The sequence below is a fragment of the Paenibacillus sp. LHD-38 genome, from assembly GCF_031157315.1.
Lineage (GTDB): Bacteria > Bacillota > Bacilli > Paenibacillales > Paenibacillaceae > Pristimantibacillus.
Map to the genome: position 1 here is coordinate 86,528 of NZ_JAVIFU010000010.1, position 15,734 is coordinate 102,261.

The 15,734-nt window shown below is 45.4% G+C and carries 16 protein-coding genes and 1 pseudogene; 5 read left to right on the top strand and 12 right to left on the bottom strand.

Going from position 1 to position 15,734, the window contains the following annotated elements; all coding sequences use genetic code 11:
- Positions 1 to 32 precede the first annotated feature (32 nt).
- The 5 genes and pseudogenes from RCO25_RS10750 to RCO25_RS10775 all read right to left on the bottom strand — a co-directional run bounded on the left by RCO25_RS10750 (position 33) and on the right by RCO25_RS10775 (position 6,010).
- A complete protein-coding gene (locus RCO25_RS10750; protein ID WP_308996149.1) occupies positions 33 to 707 on the bottom strand; it encodes a methionine ABC transporter permease in 675 nt (224 codons plus the stop codon).
- Positions 697 to 1,733, bottom strand: a pseudogene (locus RCO25_RS10755) (methionine ABC transporter ATP-binding protein). Before RCO25_RS10755 ends, RCO25_RS10750 begins: the two are co-directional and overlap by 11 nt.
- Before the next feature lie 73 nt (positions 1,734 to 1,806).
- A complete protein-coding gene (locus RCO25_RS10765) occupies positions 1,807 to 2,631 on the bottom strand; it encodes a MetQ/NlpA family ABC transporter substrate-binding protein (RefSeq protein ID WP_308996152.1) in 825 nt (274 codons plus the stop codon).
- 295 nt (positions 2,632 to 2,926) lie between these two features.
- A complete protein-coding gene (gene thrS, locus RCO25_RS10770) occupies positions 2,927 to 4,840 on the bottom strand; it encodes a threonine--tRNA ligase (RefSeq protein WP_308996153.1) in 1,914 nt (637 codons plus the stop codon).
- 387 nt (positions 4,841 to 5,227) lie between these two features.
- The gene (locus RCO25_RS10775; protein WP_308996154.1) at positions 5,228 to 6,010 is read right to left on the bottom strand and encodes an AraC family transcriptional regulator; all 783 of its coding nucleotides are present in this window, start codon (positions 6,008 to 6,010) and stop codon (positions 5,228 to 5,230) included.
- 105 nt (positions 6,011 to 6,115) lie between these two features.
- On the opposite strand from RCO25_RS10775, the gene pyk reads away from it, so the two are divergent.
- The 3 genes from pyk to RCO25_RS10790 all read left to right on the top strand — a co-directional run bounded on the left by pyk (position 6,116) and on the right by RCO25_RS10790 (position 8,532).
- Positions 6,116 to 7,531, top strand: coding sequence for a pyruvate kinase (pyk, locus tag RCO25_RS10780; RefSeq protein WP_308996155.1), 1,416 nt, complete (start codon positions 6,116 to 6,118; stop codon positions 7,529 to 7,531).
- A gap of 175 nt (positions 7,532 to 7,706) precedes the next feature.
- Positions 7,707 to 8,003: a hypothetical protein gene (locus RCO25_RS10785; RefSeq protein ID WP_308996156.1), complete on the top strand. Its 297-nt coding sequence runs from the start codon at positions 7,707 to 7,709 to the stop codon at positions 8,001 to 8,003.
- A gap of 154 nt (positions 8,004 to 8,157) precedes the next feature.
- A complete protein-coding gene (locus tag RCO25_RS10790; protein ID WP_308996157.1) occupies positions 8,158 to 8,532 on the top strand; it encodes a hypothetical protein in 375 nt (124 codons plus the stop codon).
- A 43-nt stretch (positions 8,533 to 8,575) separates the two neighbouring features.
- On the opposite strand, the gene RCO25_RS10795 is transcribed toward RCO25_RS10790, so the two are convergent.
- The 3 genes from RCO25_RS10795 to RCO25_RS10805 form a co-directional block, all read right to left on the bottom strand.
- Positions 8,576 to 8,761, bottom strand: coding sequence for a hypothetical protein (locus RCO25_RS10795; protein WP_308996158.1), 186 nt, complete (start codon positions 8,759 to 8,761; stop codon positions 8,576 to 8,578).
- Positions 8,762 to 8,783: 22 nt separating this feature from the next.
- Positions 8,784 to 9,335: a uridine kinase family protein gene (locus RCO25_RS10800; RefSeq protein WP_308996159.1), complete on the bottom strand. Its 552-nt coding sequence runs from the start codon at positions 9,333 to 9,335 to the stop codon at positions 8,784 to 8,786.
- 119 nt (positions 9,336 to 9,454) lie between these two features.
- Entirely contained in the window at positions 9,455 to 10,441 is a 987-nt protein-coding gene (locus RCO25_RS10805; RefSeq protein ID WP_308996160.1) for a cation diffusion facilitator family transporter, read from the bottom strand.
- A gap of 241 nt (positions 10,442 to 10,682) precedes the next feature.
- Between RCO25_RS10805 and RCO25_RS10810 the strand changes: the two genes are divergently transcribed.
- A complete protein-coding gene (locus RCO25_RS10810) occupies positions 10,683 to 11,084 on the top strand; it encodes a LysM peptidoglycan-binding domain-containing protein (protein ID WP_308996161.1) in 402 nt (133 codons plus the stop codon).
- A gap of 200 nt (positions 11,085 to 11,284) precedes the next feature.
- Entirely contained in the window at positions 11,285 to 13,108 is a 1,824-nt protein-coding gene (locus RCO25_RS10815; protein ID WP_308996162.1) for an APC family permease, read from the top strand.
- Between the two features lie 100 nt (positions 13,109 to 13,208).
- Here RCO25_RS10815 and RCO25_RS10820 read toward each other — a convergent pair whose 3' ends face one another.
- The 4 genes from RCO25_RS10820 to RCO25_RS10835 all read right to left on the bottom strand — a co-directional run bounded on the left by RCO25_RS10820 (position 13,209) and on the right by RCO25_RS10835 (position 15,629).
- Entirely contained in the window at positions 13,209 to 13,748 is a 540-nt protein-coding gene (locus tag RCO25_RS10820) for a MerR family transcriptional regulator (protein ID WP_308996163.1), read from the bottom strand.
- 141 nt (positions 13,749 to 13,889) lie between these two features.
- Positions 13,890 to 14,432: an orotate phosphoribosyltransferase gene (gene pyrE / locus RCO25_RS10825; RefSeq protein ID WP_308996164.1), complete on the bottom strand. Its 543-nt coding sequence runs from the start codon at positions 14,430 to 14,432 to the stop codon at positions 13,890 to 13,892.
- Between the two features lie 145 nt (positions 14,433 to 14,577).
- Positions 14,578 to 15,045 carry an NUDIX hydrolase gene (locus tag RCO25_RS10830; RefSeq protein WP_308996165.1) on the bottom strand — a complete coding sequence of 156 codons (468 nt, stop codon included), beginning with the start codon at positions 15,043 to 15,045 and terminating at the stop codon, positions 14,578 to 14,580.
- Positions 15,046 to 15,320: 275 nt separating this feature from the next.
- Entirely contained in the window at positions 15,321 to 15,629 is a 309-nt protein-coding gene (locus tag RCO25_RS10835; RefSeq protein ID WP_308996166.1) for a hypothetical protein, read from the bottom strand.
- Between the last annotated feature and the right edge of the window lie 105 nt (positions 15,630 to 15,734).

The following is a 15,734-nucleotide window of genomic DNA, read 5'->3' on the forward strand; positions in this document are numbered from 1 at the left end:
TGTTGGAGCAGTCTTTTTTGATGCCCATCCTTTCAATGCTTTCGCAGCTTTTTTGAAACCCAATTCCCGATGGATTGCATCAGCTGCACGAGTAAAATAAGAATAATGACACATACGTACATGACTTCGGGCTCCCAGCGCTGATATCCGTAACGGATGGCCACATCCCCGAGACCGCCGGCCCCCATTACGCCTGCCATCGCAGTCGCTCCAATCAAGCCGATTGTGGCAATGGTAAGACTGAGCACGATGCCTGGTCTCGCCTCCTTCAGAATGACCTGCCAAATGATTTGCCGCCTTGATGCGCCCATCGCTTGAAAAGCCTCAATGACACCGGGATTCACTTCGAGCAAGGCCGATTCAATCAGTCTCGCAATATAAGGCGCCGTATAGAATACAAGCGGTACGATAGCTCCTTTTACCCCGATTGTCGTATGCACGATCCATTTCGTAATCGGAATAATAGCAATTAATATAATAATAAAAGGGACCGAGCGAAGGATGTTTATGACCGTGTTGAGCAAATGGTACAGCGTAAGGCTGGCGTAGATATGGTTTGGGCGCAGCACAACTAAGCAGATGCCAAGAAATAGTCCGATTAAGGTCGAGAAGAGCAATGACCAGCCTACCATGGCTGCCGTTTCTCCCAGAGCCTCCGTATAAAGCACACGATTTTCAATTAGGCTGTCTAAGAAGCTATCCAGCATGATCAAGCACCTCCACCTGCATGCCGTTTTGAATCATATACGCAATTCCTTGCTGGATGACCCCCGAATTGTCAGGCAGGCTGATAATGAGGAAGCCAAACACGGTGTCTTTTATTTTTGTAATATTCCCGTACAGAATACTTGGCCGCAGCTGGTAGCGCAGCGTTAAGTCCGCTAGAATCGGCTCGCTTACCGTTTCTCCAACGAATGAAATGCGAAGCAGCTGCCCTTCGCCAGCTTGGTGCCCCCCTCTTTCAAGCAGCTCCGGCGGCAAATCGATATCAAACACGCTTTTTGTAAAATTTTTCGTCGTAACCGTGCGCGGATTTATAAACAGCTCCAGAATGGTGCCTTGCTCTACTATGACGCCATCCTCCATGACGGCGACCCGATCACAGATTTTTTTCACAACATTCATCTCATGGGTAATGAGCACGATCGTAATCCCATAGGTACGGTGAATGTCGAGCAGCAGGTTCAATATCGAATCGGTCGTTTGCGGATCAAGCGCCGATGTTGCCTCATCGCATAATAAAATTTCCGGTTCATTGGCAAGCGCCCTTGCAATAGCCACGCGCTGCTTCTGGCCTCCCGACAATTGAGCGGGAAACGCTCCTCTCTTCTTCTCAAGGCCGACGAGCGACAATAACTCATTTACCCTCGCCTCGATTTGTTTTTTTGGAAGGCCTGCCAGCACGAGCGGCGATGCAATATTTTGATAAACGGTACTCGACATCAGCAAATTGAAGTTCTGAAAAATCATGCCGATTTTACGCCGCTACGCCGCATCATTCGAAGCTGCTGCTCGTTCAGCGCTGCAAGCTCCGTTCCATTCACCCTTACCGTACCTGCTGAAGGCCGCTCCAAATAGTTGATGCACCGCAGCAGCGAGCTCTTTCCTGCGCCGCTGTAGCCGATAATACCGAATATTTCACCTTTGCGGATGTGAAGATTAGCGTCTTTTACCGCATGGACTTCCTGCTTGCCCTGTTGATACGTTTTGCTTACGTTTTCGATCCAGATCACTCTAAAACCGCCGCCTCTGCTAAAATGTTAAAAAGGTCCCTTCATCTAAGAAGAGACCTAAGCTTTTATCCAATTACCAAGATGCAACAATATAAGTACCGTATTTTTCCTCCACGAATTTCTTAACTTGATCGGAATGATACGCTTTAATCAGCCGTTGGAATACCGGCTTATCCTTGTCTTCTGTTCTTACCGCGATAATGTTAACCCAAGGAGAATCCTTAGGCTCGATAAAAATGGCGTCCTTTGTCGGCACGAAGCCTGCTTCCACCGCATAATTGGTGTTAATGACCGCTGCCGTCAAATCGCCAAGCGCTTTCGGAATAAACGCCGCATCGAGCTCCTCGAATTTCAAATTGAGCTTATTTTCCGCGATATCGCGTACGGTCGCTTTGATGCCCACGCCTTCCTTCAGCTTGATGAGGCCCGCATTTTCGAACAGAATTAATGCTCTGGCGCCATTCGTCGGATCGTTAGGCAAGCCAATAACGTCGCCTTCCTTTATTTCGGAAACCTCTTTAATTTTCTCGGAATAGAAGCCGATCGGAAAATTAAGCGTATTGGCGATCTTTACGATATCAAGATTGTTATCCTTCTTGAATTGATCGAGATAGGGCTCATGCTGGAACGCGTTAGCATCTAACTCGCCTTCCGCCAGCACCTTATTCGGCTGTACATAGTCGTTGAATACGACCAGCTCGATATCAAGGCCATCCTTTGCCGCGACCTCCTGCACTTGCTTCCAGATCTCCTCCTCAACACCCGCCGATATTCCTACCTTCAGCTTCTCCTTCTCTCCATCTCCTTCTGCTTCAGTGGAGGCTGGTTTGCTGCTGCATGCCGCAAGTGCGGCTGATAATACCAGTGTCAGCACAATCAACACGAATTTTTGCTTCATTTTCATTTCCTCCTGCTTGATGGTTTTTTTCCAGCTCATGAACGGCTAAGAACAAAGAAAAGCCCTTACTCTACAGAAAACGGCCTCCTGCGCCGCCGTTCCGTAAAATAAGAGCTTTTAGTCGTCTAATCAGCTCAATAGCATATAATTCCGATGAAATTACTATAGATTAAATTTCAGCATTCTGTCAACGATTTTATTTGTCATTGCAATGCCAGCATCCCCATGAATGACCAATCAAAAAGAAAGGCTATGTCATCATGAAAATGAACATAGCCCTCTTCTTATTATTCGCTTATGACTTTGCCGAAATCTCTTCCTTTAGCCGCCGTATGATTTCACGGATGGCTTCCGAACCGAGGTCTCCCCCGCCCCTCTTCCGAATGGCGGCCGTACCCGCATTTTTCTCGTTCTCGCCGAGTACCAGCATGTAAGGGACTTTCTCCAGCCCGGCTTCACGGATTTTATAGCCCAGCTTTTCATTGCGTACATCAACCTGCGTGCGTATGCCCGATTCGGCCAGCTCTTGCTTTACCTGTAATTCATAGTCGATATACTTCTCCGACACAGGCAGCAGCTTCACCTGGATTGGAGCCAGCCAGAGCGGAAACGCACCCGAGAAATGCTCTGTCAAAATCCCGATAAAGCGGTCAATCGATCCGTAAACCGCGCGGTGGATGACGACGGGACGATGCTTCTGGTTGTCCTCGCCGATGTAGGACAAATCAAACTTCTCCGGCATTTGAAAGTCCAGCTGAATCGTCCCGCATTGCCAGCTTCGCTTAAGAGCATCGAGAATGTGGAAGTCAATTTTCGGACCATAAAAAGCGCCGTCGCCCTCATTCACGCGATATTGAATATTTCGGCTCTCCAGCACGCTGCGCAGCGATTGCTCCGCTTCATGCCAAAGCTCCTCCGAGCCCATGGAATCCTCCGGCCTTGTCGACAGCTCGATTTTGAACTCGAAGCCAAAAACCTTGTAAATATAGTCAATCAGCGCGATGGCCCGGCTGATTTCCTCCTCGATTTGATCCGGTCTGACGAAAATATGAGCATCGTCCTGGCAGAATGTACGGACACGCATCATCCCGTTCAGCGCCCCTGAATACTCATGCCGGTGCACCTGGCCGAATTCCGCCATACGGATCGGCAGCTCCCTGTAGGAATGCAGACTGTTTTTGAAAATAAGCATATGACCCGGACAGTTCATTGGTTTAAGCGCATAAGGCGTATCGTCAACATCCGTAAAATACATGTTGTCCTTATAGTGATCCCAGTGTCCCGATTGCTCCCATAACCGCCTGTTCATCATGAAGGGCGTGCGTACTTCCTCGTAATCCCGCTGCCGCTGAAGCTCGCGGATCAGATTCTCCAGCTCCGTGCGGACAGTCATGCCGTTAGGCAAATAGAACGGCATGCCCGGCGCTTCCTCGGAGAACATAAATAGCCCAAGCTCTTTGCCGAGCTTGCGGTGATCGCGTTTCTTCGCTTCCTCAAGCAGATGAAGATGCTCTTCCAGCTGCGCTTTCTTCGGAAATGACGTACCGTATATCCGCTGCAGCATTTTGTTGTCGGAATTCCCTCGCCAATAAGCCCCTGCTGCATTTTGCAGCTTAAACGCCTTGATGCGTCCAGTGGACGGTAAATGCGGACCTCGGCAAAGATCAACAAACTCCCCTTGCTCATAGAGCGTGATGACGGCTTCCTTCGGCAGATCGCGGATCAGCTCCAGCTTGAGCGGCTCTTCCTGCTGCGCAAAAAACGCAGCCGCTTCCTCCCGGCTCACTTCACGGCGCTGGATCGGCAGATCTTCTTGAATGATCCGGTTCATTTCCGCTTCAATGCTGGCAAGATCGTCAAGGGATAACGGCTTTTCGATATCGATGTCATAATAAAAGCCGTCTTCGATGACCGGGCCGATTCCCAGCTTAACTGCCTTATTCCCGTAAATCCGCTTCATGGCTTGTGCCATGACATGGGCTGTGCTGTGCCTGTAAATCTCCAGCCCGTCTGCTCCGTCAAGCGTCACGATCTCCACCTCGCCGTTTGCTTGAATCGCCTCGCGCAAACCGACGAGATTACCATTCCATTTGCCGGCGACAGCCTTTTTGCTGAGGCCGATGCTGAGCGATTGCGCGATTTGCTCCATGGTCGTGCCCTGCGGATACTCCTTCACTGTTCCATCTGGTAATGTCAATGCAATACTCATTATGCAGCCTCCGATCGAATGGATTGAACGCAAAAAAACACATCTCTCCCACCAAGGGACGAGTGCGTTCAGCTCGTGGTTCCACCCTCATTCGATCTGCTGCTCTATCTGCCGGCTGAATGCCAGACATTTTAGCTCATGCAAGATCCTTATTGAGCATCCGGTAACGGGGATGAAACGGTGCTATTTACAACCGCATAATCAAACTGCGGGTTCAACAGCACGGCTGCAAAGGGGTAATTATACAATCGGTTACTGGGGAGGCTCTCAGCAATCGCCTCTCTCTCTGGACAGCCCGTATTGATAACCATGTCTTTGGTCAAAGCCTATTTCTGGGTAAATTGTAAATCGAACTTGCCAAATAGTCAACCGCAGCCAATCTCCGCTTTAAACCGTTGAAGAACGCTCATGTAAAAAATCCGAAGGCGAGCTGCCCGTACTGCGTTTAAAAATGCGATAGAAATAAGAGACGTCATTGTAGCCCAAATAGTCGGCGATCTCACTGATCATCAGCTGTGATTCCGTCAGCATATAAACCGCCGTTTTCATCCGTTGATTATGAACATATTCGCTGATGGTTTGATTGGTGACGGCTTTGAACAGCGTTGCCGCGTAATTAGGCGTCGTGTTGATGACATCGCCCAGTTCCTCCTTCGTCACCCTCTCACGATAATGCGTCGAAATATACTGCTTCATGCTGTCCACCCGCCGATGCTTCTCGGAGGTTATGATCCCTCGGTCCGTCTCTTGATTGATGAAGATTAACGCTTCCGTCAGCAGCGCCTCGGCCATTAATTCGTAATAGGCCGGCCGCTCCTTGTACTGCGTCAAAATCGCCCGAAGCCGCTCCTGTATAACCTCGAAGCAGCCGAGCCTCCGCCGCAGCGGCTCTTGCAGCCGAAGGAGCGGAAGCGCGCACTCTGCTGCGGTTTTTCTAAAGTTGATCACGTATTTTGTATGCACGACCGTGGGAATGCTTTTGCCATAATATGGGATATGTCCAGGTATGAGGAGCATATCGCCTTTTTCCAAAATGACCTTCTCCTCGTTCACCCAATATACACATTTCCCGTAGGTAACCAGCAAGAGGTGAAAGGTTAGCTTTCGCCCCTCTCCCTCCTCGTACCAACCCGCCCCGTTGTCCTGATGCACATCCAAAATTGCCAGCATAATGAACGCCCCTTAACGCTGTACTATTGTACATCTATTGTACTATAGTTCTCATCACGTTTCGACCTTCCGCGTTACAATGAAAAAAACGAGGAGGCCTACAACATGCTAAAAACAAAAATTATTTGTACAATGGGTCCCGCTTGCGACTCCGTTTCGACGATAAAAGAAATGATCCAGGCAGGAATGACCGTTGGTAGACTGAATATGGCTCACGGCGAATTAGAAGATCACGTCATGCGAATGAATAATATACGGCAGGCTGCGCGCGAGCTAAACACTTTCGTGCCGATTATGATGGACATTAAAGGCCCAGAAGTGCGGATCGGCAAGCTAAAGGAAGCTTCCTGCGAGCTTGTTATCGGCGAGGAGCTTATTCTGACCACTGAAGATGTGCTGGGCGATGCGACCCGTCTGCCTGTTAACTATAACGAGCTTCCTTTGGTCGTAAAACCAGGCGACCGTATTCTTATTGACGATGGGCTCGTCGATCTTACGGTGCTTTCCGTAGAAGGAGCCGATATCCGTTGTAAAATCATCAGCGGCGGTACGCTGAAGCCGCGCAAAGGCGTTAATCTGCCAGGCATCAAAACGACGCTGCCAGGCGTAACGGAACGCGATGTCGTGCATATCCATTTCGGCATTAAGCATAATGTGGAAATTATTGCCGCTTCCTTCGTGCGCAAAGCGGAGGATATTTTGGAAATCCGCAACATCCTGGAAGAAGCAAACGCAAGCCAAGTACAAATCATTTCCAAGATCGAAAATGAAGAGGGCATGCTCAATCTCGATGCAATTATCGAAGCGTCCGACGGTATTATGGTCGCGCGCGGCGATCTTGGCGTAGAGGTGCCGATTGAGGATGTGCCGATGATGCAGCGCGAAATGATCAACAAATGCAACCTTGTAGGCAAGCCGGTTATCGTTGCTACCCATATGCTGGAGTCGATGCAGGTCAACCCGCGTCCTACGAGAGCAGAGGTAAGCGACGTAGCAAATGCCGTTATCCAAGGAGCGGACGTGGTCATGCTCTCAGGCGAGACTGCAGCCGGTAAATATCCGATCGCATCCGTACAGACCATGGCTTCTATTGCGAAAAAAGCGGAATCCATGATCGATTACAAAGAGCAATTCGATAAGAGAAGAGCGCAGCAAAGCACAAACATTACCGAGGTGATCAGCCAAGGCGTTGTGAGCTCCTCGCTTGAGCTGAATGCCAGAGCGATCCTTACGTCGACGGAAAGCGGCTTTACGGCACGCATGGTATCCAAATACCGTCCGAAAGCGCCGATTATTGCGATTACCCAGCATGATCATGTGCTGCCGAAAATTTGCTTGCTCTCCGGCGTTATTCCGGTGAAGGGCGATGCCGTTACCACTACCGACGAAATGTTCGAATCCGCTACGCGCAATGCGAAGCTGACTGGGCTTATCGACACAGGCGACATTATCGTACTTTCCGCTGGCGTTCCAATCGGCCAAGCCGGCGCAACCAACCTGATCAAGGTGACGGTGGTTTAAGCATTTTCAACATACGGAAAATCACAAAAGCTGCACCGTCATCGGACGGTGCAGCTTTTGTTCAATTTTGCCGGATTTTTTCAAGAAGGTTTCACAATAGGCATGCTTTCGCATCGCTTTTGGGTCATATTATAATAATAACAATCATTCACTTGGAAGTACGGGAGGAATTGCAATGAAAAAGGAACATACAGTCCATTTCAAAATTATTCATGGCACGGAAACGAGGCTGCTGACCGGCCTTATCTATCTGGAAGAGAATACGCAGCCTACCCTTCAGGATTATGAAGCTTGCCTGAAGCAGTGCGGGCATGATGTACATATCGAGAATCCTGAGCAATTTATTTTCCGCTCCAACGATCCGAATAACGATTACATTATCGACGTGCTTGAAAAATACAAAAAAAACGACAAAGATTTACATGCCGACCATCTGGCTCAAAGCTTCGTAAAAAGAACGCCATTCCTTTAATTAGGATATAACAGCTGCTAAAGTACCTATTCACTAATAAGACCTTGGAAATATTTTCTTAATGAATGCATTGTGCTATGCTTTTTATAGAATTAATAAAATGTAAAAGCAGCAAGCAAATATGTTCATTAAGATCCATGAAAGTTGGTGATTTGTGAGTACAGGCGAGAGCATCTCATTAGTGGTCGTCATTCTTATATCCTTGCCTCTTTTCCTGCTCGCCTTCATCGTCATTCGGCAATCGTTCCAGGATAATCGGGAAATCAAACATATTTTAAAGAACGGTGTACCTTTTGATGCGACCGTAAGCTCTATTCGGCAAACCAATACCGAGATTAACGGTCATCCCGAGGTTTTCATAGGCTTAACGATTCCGAGAGAGCATGCGGAGCCCTACCGCACCATTATTAAGGCCGTCGTGTTTATGGTCAATATCCCCCAGTATCAGCCGGGCCGCAAAGTAAAGGTGAAAGTGCTGGAGACGAACGGAAAAATCAAGGTAGCACTCGAAGGCGTACATGTATTTTAATCGTGAATAAAAACGGAAAGAGCGCCGCAATGGGCGCTCTTTCTTATGTTGTCGCAACTGCTTTCGGTTTCCGAAGCAGCAGGGTGAGCGGTAAAGAAACGATGATAATCATCGTCCCCACATGAAAGACATCCTGTACGCTAAGTGACAAAGCAACCGTTTGGGACACGTTCCCCTCCGCCAAATGGGCAATCGTCTGCGCTGACAATATCGAGCTGAACAAGCTCATATCAGCGGGATCGATAGAGCTTTTATAAATTGGCTTTCAGCTTCTGCAAAACCCAGTCCAGCAGCATTTGGCTGCCCTTTTCCGAGCGCAGAGAGCCGTTGACCACCATATCCGCATACCACCTGGTGGGTTCCACGTACATATCATGCCTATGTCTAACTAGATCCAAATATTCGTTTACCACTTCTTCTTGCGAGTAACGGCCGGCTTTAAATTTGCTCAATCTCCTTGCGAGCCTTTCGTCCGACGGGCAATCCACATATACTTTATAGTCGAGTCGTTCTCTAAGCCCAGAGAGATGAAACAGCAAGAAACCTTCAATGATTACAATGTCTTCCGTTAAGATAGCCTGATTAAAATCATCCATCAGCTTATCCATGTCTATAGCATCCGGATGATTAAAATCTTCATATTCCTTCCCGGAGAACGGATCTGTCGTTATCGGACGAATCGTCTTATAATACTTGTCCATATGAATGGATTTCACCTTATGCCCGCTCAGTCCACTTGCCAAAAATTTGCTTAATGTCGTTTTGCCGCTGCCCGACCCGCCAGCGATGCCGATTGAAAGCATAGAACGTATGACCAGCCTTTCTATTCTATGATTTACTTTTTAGTATATTTCGTTCATTTGGGTAAAATCCCCTCTAAAAAACCGCCACATATTTTGGCGGTTCTGATTTTGTGATTTTGTTATCGCTTATTTATCGGGACCCAGCTTTTCACCCCGTCATCCTCAATAATCCCGAGAATGGCATCGGTAATATCCGTGTCCCGAAGAAGCATGTCTCGCACTTTAAATTTAATGTCGTCCGCATCTGCAAGCGATAAACCTTGCCTTAATTCCATCAGAGCTTCTACATGATAATAACGCCCTTCTTGCAAAATACGCATTTGATAAATATCGGTAACGAGCGGCTCGGAAAAAATGATTTTCGAAACCTTTTCTTCCACTTCTTTCGGAGCGGAAACGCCGATAAGACCGATCATGTTATCATACCCCACCCGAAAAGCGACACCGACCATCAACAGCCCAATCAGCACCGTTACGACGCCATCCATCTGATTGAATGCCGTAAATGAGACAACGATGACTGCAATCATAGCTAGAAGCGCTCCCGTTACGGCCACGATATCCTCGTAAAAGACTAGTCGAGTGGCCGGCGCTGAACGTCCTACATTTTTAAAAGCAGCCGAAAAAAGCTTAAACCCCTGCGCTTCAGCTTTTGCTTCATGCAAAATTTCTTTCATCGCTTTTATTAATATGAATCCGTCCACAATCAAATTAACAATTAACACAATGATATTAAGCCAAATCCCTTCACTTTCAGCAGGATGATTAATTAAATGCCAGCCTTCATGTATAGTTTCATAAGCCATTATGGTTACGACAATAACGGCAACCATGCAAAAAATATTGATGACACGTCCAAAGCCGGTTGGAAATCGCGGGGTGGGTCTCTTCTCGGAGAGAATGCTTCCAACAAAAACAAACCCCTGATTGATCGCATCCGCCAAGGAATGCATGGCAGAGGCGAACATAGCGCCGCTGCCGCTGAATGCAGCTGCGAATGCTTTGATAGCAGCAATAATCGCATTGCCTATCATCGCAATTGCGGAAGACTTATTGCCCTTCTTGATTAATGCCATAAGACCTTGTCGCTCTAGTTTAGACTCCATATGCTCCTCCTGAGGTACAGTTTTTATTGTTACCTTACCACCATTATCCAACTTTGATTCACTTCATGTAAATAAAACAGGCTTTTTCTGCTTTCCACCTGCCTTATTCCAAGCTTCATGCTGCGCAGCAATAGCTGTTCAGAAGCACCAAACAAGCCTAAATTAAGGAGCAATAGGCACCTTTTTTTCTTACGTTCATAATTTATATAGTCAAATGACCATACACAATTGGAGGTTTATTATGAATCGCGCATTTATTCCACAGGGCGGGGCTGGATTCCGTCGACCTTTCCGACCGATCCCTCATCCATTTTTCCCACGACGTTTTTTATTTCCGTTTTTCTTCTTTTCCCCCTTTTTCTTTCCTTTTTTCCGGGAGGATGGTGAAGGGGATCGTAACGACATGTACTTTGCTCAACACCAAACGCAGGCAGGAGATACCATGGATAAGGTCGCTCACATGTATAATATGCCCCTCCCTATTCTTGAGGAGGCAAATCCGCACATAAATCCACAACAAATGCAGCCAGGTTCAACCGTCTACATTCCGCGCATCTCCCATATGTATTGTCACAAGACATATATGGAAAATGAAGTAGAGACACAGGCACCTAGGTACCCAGGTCAACAAATGCCGTATTAATAAGCATCTTATTAAACGGATCCTATAAAAACAAAATCGGCAGCCCAGGATATGGAAATCATGTCCTGGGCTGCCGATTTCATTTATTTTTCTCCAAAAAAACTGTCACTAAGGTTCATGTTTTTTATTTCATTTACAGGGTAATTTAATGGAACAGGTAGTTTAATAACAATAAATGCGGAGAGAACGGAGTGAAACCAATGACTTCTTTAAAAAGATTTTTAATCGGCCGACCATTAAAATCAAATGAACTAGGCGAGCAGAAACTTAATAAAAAGAAAGCTCTTGCCATTCTTTCTTCAGATGCCTTATCTTCGGTGGCCTATGGTCCTGAGCAAATCTTGATCGTTTTAATTACAGTCAGTGCCGCAGCATTTTGGTATTCGATACCGATCGCAATTGGAGTATTGATCTTATTATTAGCGCTTATTTTATCTTATAGGCAAATTATTTTTGCATATCCGCATGGCGGAGGCGCTTATGTGGTGTCAAAAGAAAATCTAGGCAAGTACCCTGGCTTAGTAGCCGGAGGATCCTTGTTGGTTGATTATATTTTAACTGTGGCAGTAAGTGTTTCCGCCGGAACGGATGCCATAACTTCCGCTTTTCCAAATTTGCATGAACATACGGTAATTATAGCTGTACTATTTGTCATTTTCATAACCATTCTGAACCTGCGGGGTGTTACGGAGTCCGCTTCGATTTTGGCTTATCCGGTATATTTGTTTGTTATAGCCTTATTCATTTTAATCGGTGCAGGCCTCTATAACATAATAACCGGTTATGTTTCTCCTGAATTACATACTCCAATCGGTACGCCAGTAGCAGGTATCAGCTTATTTTTGCTCTTAAAAGCATTTGCTTCGGGCAGCTCTGCATTAACAGGAGTCGAGGCCATTTCGAATGCAATCCCGAACTTTAAAAATCCAGCTCCTAATAACGCCGCTAAAACCTTATCCGCGATGGGAATCTTGCTTGCTTTGTTATTTTCGGGAATCGTCTATTTAGCTTATTATTACGGGATAACGCCGAACCACGAGGTAACCGTAGTTTCCCAAATCGCCGAACAGACCTTTGGGCGAAATATTATGTACTTCTTTATTCAAGGAACAACAGCTTTGATCCTTATCCTAGCCGCTAATACGGGATATTCGGCTTTCCCTTTGCTTGCCGTAAATCTTGCCAACGATAAGTTCATACCAAGAATGTTTACGATTAGAGGAGATCGGCTTGGTTATTCCAACGGCATTATCATACTAGGCATTTTATCCATCATCTTAATTATTGTGTTTAAAGGTCAAACCGAGCATTTAATCCCGCTTTATGCTGTCGGCGTTTTCATTCCCTTCACCCTGTCCCAGACAGGAATGATATTAAAATGGATTCGCCAAAAGCCTAAAGGATGGATTTCAAAACTGATCATTAATGCAACAGGGGCTCTTATAAGCTTTATCGTCACCCTGATGTTTTTCTTAACAAAATTCGTACAGGTTTGGTCGGTTCTCATCTTTTTACCGCTTATCATTTATGCTTTTCATCGAATTAGAAAGCATTATGAAGCGATAGCCGACCAACTAAGAATAACAACTTGTGAGCCAGCCGTTCCGATTGAGGGGAATGTAATCATTCTTCCTGTGGCCGGAATAACGCATGTGGTGGAGAACTCATTGAATTATGCAAAATCGCTGTCCGCCCACCAGATTATTGCGGTTCATATTCCTTTTGAAAGAGAAGATGAAGAGTTGTTTCAAGAAAAATGGAGCCAGTGGCAGCCTGACGTGAGGCTGGTGACACTACATTCTCCTTATAGAAGCATCATTCATCCGCTGACTAAATTTATTGATACCGTTCAACGCAAAGCGAGTGAATCCAATTACCAGGTTACTGTTGTTATCCCGCAGTTCATTCCAAAGAAAGGTTGGCATAACATCCTGCACAACCAATCCAGTTTACTGATCCATGCACACTTGCTATATCGGAGAAATGTGATTATCACGACAGTACCGTACCATTTAAAGAAATGATTTAGCTAATTTGTTATATAGTTATCGGTGAAAATAGAAAAGAAATCGAGGCTGTCCCTAAGATCATTGCTGATTTAGGGACAGCCCTCGATTTCTTCACTTACAAGAATGAGAAAAAAGAACGCAAACGGCTTTTCTTCTCTGATGGAGCTTGAAGTTTGGCGACGGCAGCCGGGTGAATTTCATCGCGTGGCGGGTAGATTTTGCTGCTTGAAATCTGAATAGATTCAAAGGACGCGGCTAATTGTACGATCATTTGGCGCAGCTCCTCAATTTCCTCACGCTGCTGGAGCAGCTGTATCGAGACAACTTCGTCGGCTTTCTGATCAAGTGAGCGTTCGACATGCTCGACGCGGGCCAGCATATCTTCCATAGATGGATCATGTGCGTGCAGGAGAGACTCATCTTGCAGAGGTTCTGATGACTGCTTGTTAGTCATGAGAACAATGCGATCCAATGTTTCCCCATTATTGATTCGGTCTTTAATGTGATTGAGCAGGCCAAGATCCTGCTCCGAGAATATATAGTGACCAAATCGGTCTTTTTGAAAAAAATCCGGAAAAGCTGAAGCCCAACGTTTGATCGTTGTTTGGCTGACAGAAAGCAGATCTGCGGCATCCTTCGTTTTCGAAATACCCATATCGATCCCTCCGCTTCAGGTGTTCTATTATGGATAATTCGCTGTTAATAAGTGACTCCCTGCACGGGTGACAAAGGTAGTGCTGATTCGATAAACAAAGTGTTTTTACGAGTAATCATGCGGCTGATCACTGTCAAAATGCTACCTTAATGAGCTATTGAAACTTGCCTCAATGAGTTCCTCCATTTTAAACAATGAAACAAACGTCAAGCCTGCGTTTTCAAGATTATCTCTTCCTTGCTGTTCCCGCTCTATTACACTTAAAACATGGTTTACATTAGCTCCAAAATCACTCAAATCTTTTGCACTCAATAATATTTGTCCACCCGTTGTGACAACATCCTCAATAATACAAACATTTCTTCCCCTTATCTCAATCCCTTCAGCCAGTTTACCTGTACCATATTCTTTGGCCTTTTTTCTAACAAAGGCAACGGGTATGCCTGTTTTTAGCGATAATGCTGTTGCAATAGGGATACCTCCCATTTCGAGCCCCGCCAATATTTCCGTACCTGCCGGGATTAATTTCGATAAATGTTCAGCGACCTCGTTTAACAGCTTCGGATCGGATTCAAACAAATATTTATCAAAATAATCGTTAGATACTTTTCCTGACCTTAATTTAAAAGTCCCTGTTAAATGCGCCTTTTTATAAATTTCATTTGCTAATGCGACTCTATCCATATTTTAACCGCCTCTAATTTTTCCTTAATTTTACCATAAGTACTATAGGATAAAAATTCCAATAAATTCTACTTATTTTCTCTATCTGTTACTTCCAATTAGCAGGGAAAGGCAGCCGATGATATGGGTTCCTTTATTCTAAAGATTATTCAGGTTTAGTTCCTTGTCCGCTTAACAGGTATTGCTTGATAACTGGCAAGTCGGGAGGATTGATTTCAGATGGAATTTCCTTAAAATCAAAAAACCGTAATTCTATTACCTCATCCATATCGTTTTCTAATGTTCCAATATAATCATTACACACATATGCGGTCACAACATTATATACTTCATCACCATGAGGATATTTGTAATATAACTCGTTGCCTGAGAACACATCAAATAATTTTAATGAATTGGCGATTAAGCCAGTCTCTTCAAACAACTCTCTTTTAGCTACCTCTTGCAAACTCTCTCCCGGCTCTAATGAGCCGCCAGGCAATCCCCATAAGCCATTGTCGGTTCTACGTTGTAGTAAAAGCCGATTCTTATCATCTGATAATAATACACAAGCACCAGCCATAATAATGGGAGATTTCCCTATCCATTTTCTTAATTCCATAATGTAGCCCACGAATATCGCTCCTCTGTTTAACCCTGTAATATAAATTCGCTATGATTTTGCTTACGCTAAAGCCGCTCAAGAAACTCCAGACGATTTCCAAATGGATCGTTTATATAGAAACGCTTAACACCTTCATTTTCGCGTATACTATCGTCGGTTACTTGAATGCTATTAAGAACTGGATGATAACTCATATGCTACTTGCCCACGATTGAAAAAAAGCAGCCGACCCATTCGGCCGACTGCCTTTTTCTGTTTTCCACTAAACTCCCGTTACTTGTTAATTACCCTTCCAGCACATCCGCCTCTAATTCGCTCGCAACCTCAAACATCTTAGGGATCACAGCTTCATTGGTGCCGGATACGTAAATATCCCCCTGATAATGCCTGAATGGAATCTTTATATCACCGTAACTCCACATAAAAAAATCACCCTCAATGGACATGCTGGTAGAGCCTGTAACCGTAAAAACTGATGTATAGGAAAAATCAGGCTTAGACATGAAATACCGTTTGCACTCTTCTAATGAAATGGTTTGCGCCGAATCTCCATTTTCCTGTAGTGTTCTTGTAATTCGATAGCGTTGACTCATTTAAATGCCTCCAATATTTTAATTTTGTCGAAGCTTGTCTCAGGTTGTTGAACTAAAATTATCCGTTACTTCAACAATGGTGCGTTATCAGAAATATTAGTATCA

What these genes read in the sequence shown, in the direction of transcription:
- RCO25_RS10795 (WP_308996158.1), bottom strand. Translation starts at nt 8,761, where the DNA reads ATGAGCTTGTTCAGCTCGATATTGTCAGCGCAGACGATTGCCCATTTG.
- RCO25_RS10750 (WP_308996149.1), bottom strand. Translation starts at nt 707, where the DNA reads ATGCTGGATAGCTTCTTAGACAGCCTAATTGAAAATCGTGTGCTTTAT.
- pyrE (WP_308996164.1), bottom strand. Translation starts at nt 14,432, where the DNA reads ATGGATAGAGTCGCATTAGCAAATGAAATTTATAAAAAGGCGCATTTA.
- RCO25_RS10785 (WP_308996156.1), top strand. Translation starts at nt 7,707, where the DNA reads ATGAAAAAGGAACATACAGTCCATTTCAAAATTATTCATGGCACGGAA.
- RCO25_RS10765 (WP_308996152.1), bottom strand. Translation starts at nt 2,631, where the DNA reads ATGAAGCAAAAATTCGTGTTGATTGTGCTGACACTGGTATTATCAGCC.
- RCO25_RS10815 (WP_308996162.1), top strand. Translation starts at nt 11,285, where the DNA reads ATGACTTCTTTAAAAAGATTTTTAATCGGCCGACCATTAAAATCAAAT.
- RCO25_RS10775 (WP_308996154.1), bottom strand. Translation starts at nt 6,010, where the DNA reads ATGCTGGCAATTTTGGATGTGCATCAGGACAACGGGGCGGGTTGGTAC.
- RCO25_RS10805 (WP_308996160.1), bottom strand. Translation starts at nt 10,441, where the DNA reads ATGGAGTCTAAACTAGAGCGACAAGGTCTTATGGCATTAATCAAGAAG.
- RCO25_RS10800 (WP_308996159.1), bottom strand. Translation starts at nt 9,335, where the DNA reads ATGCTTTCAATCGGCATCGCTGGCGGGTCGGGCAGCGGCAAAACGACA.
- RCO25_RS10810 (WP_308996161.1), top strand. Translation starts at nt 10,683, where the DNA reads ATGAATCGCGCATTTATTCCACAGGGCGGGGCTGGATTCCGTCGACCT.
- RCO25_RS10820 (WP_308996163.1), bottom strand. Translation starts at nt 13,748, where the DNA reads ATGGGTATTTCGAAAACGAAGGATGCCGCAGATCTGCTTTCTGTCAGC.
- RCO25_RS10835 (WP_308996166.1), bottom strand. Translation starts at nt 15,629, where the DNA reads ATGAGTCAACGCTATCGAATTACAAGAACACTACAGGAAAATGGAGAT.
- pyk (WP_308996155.1), top strand. Translation starts at nt 6,116, where the DNA reads ATGCTAAAAACAAAAATTATTTGTACAATGGGTCCCGCTTGCGACTCC.
- thrS (WP_308996153.1), bottom strand. Translation starts at nt 4,840, where the DNA reads ATGAGTATTGCATTGACATTACCAGATGGAACAGTGAAGGAGTATCCG.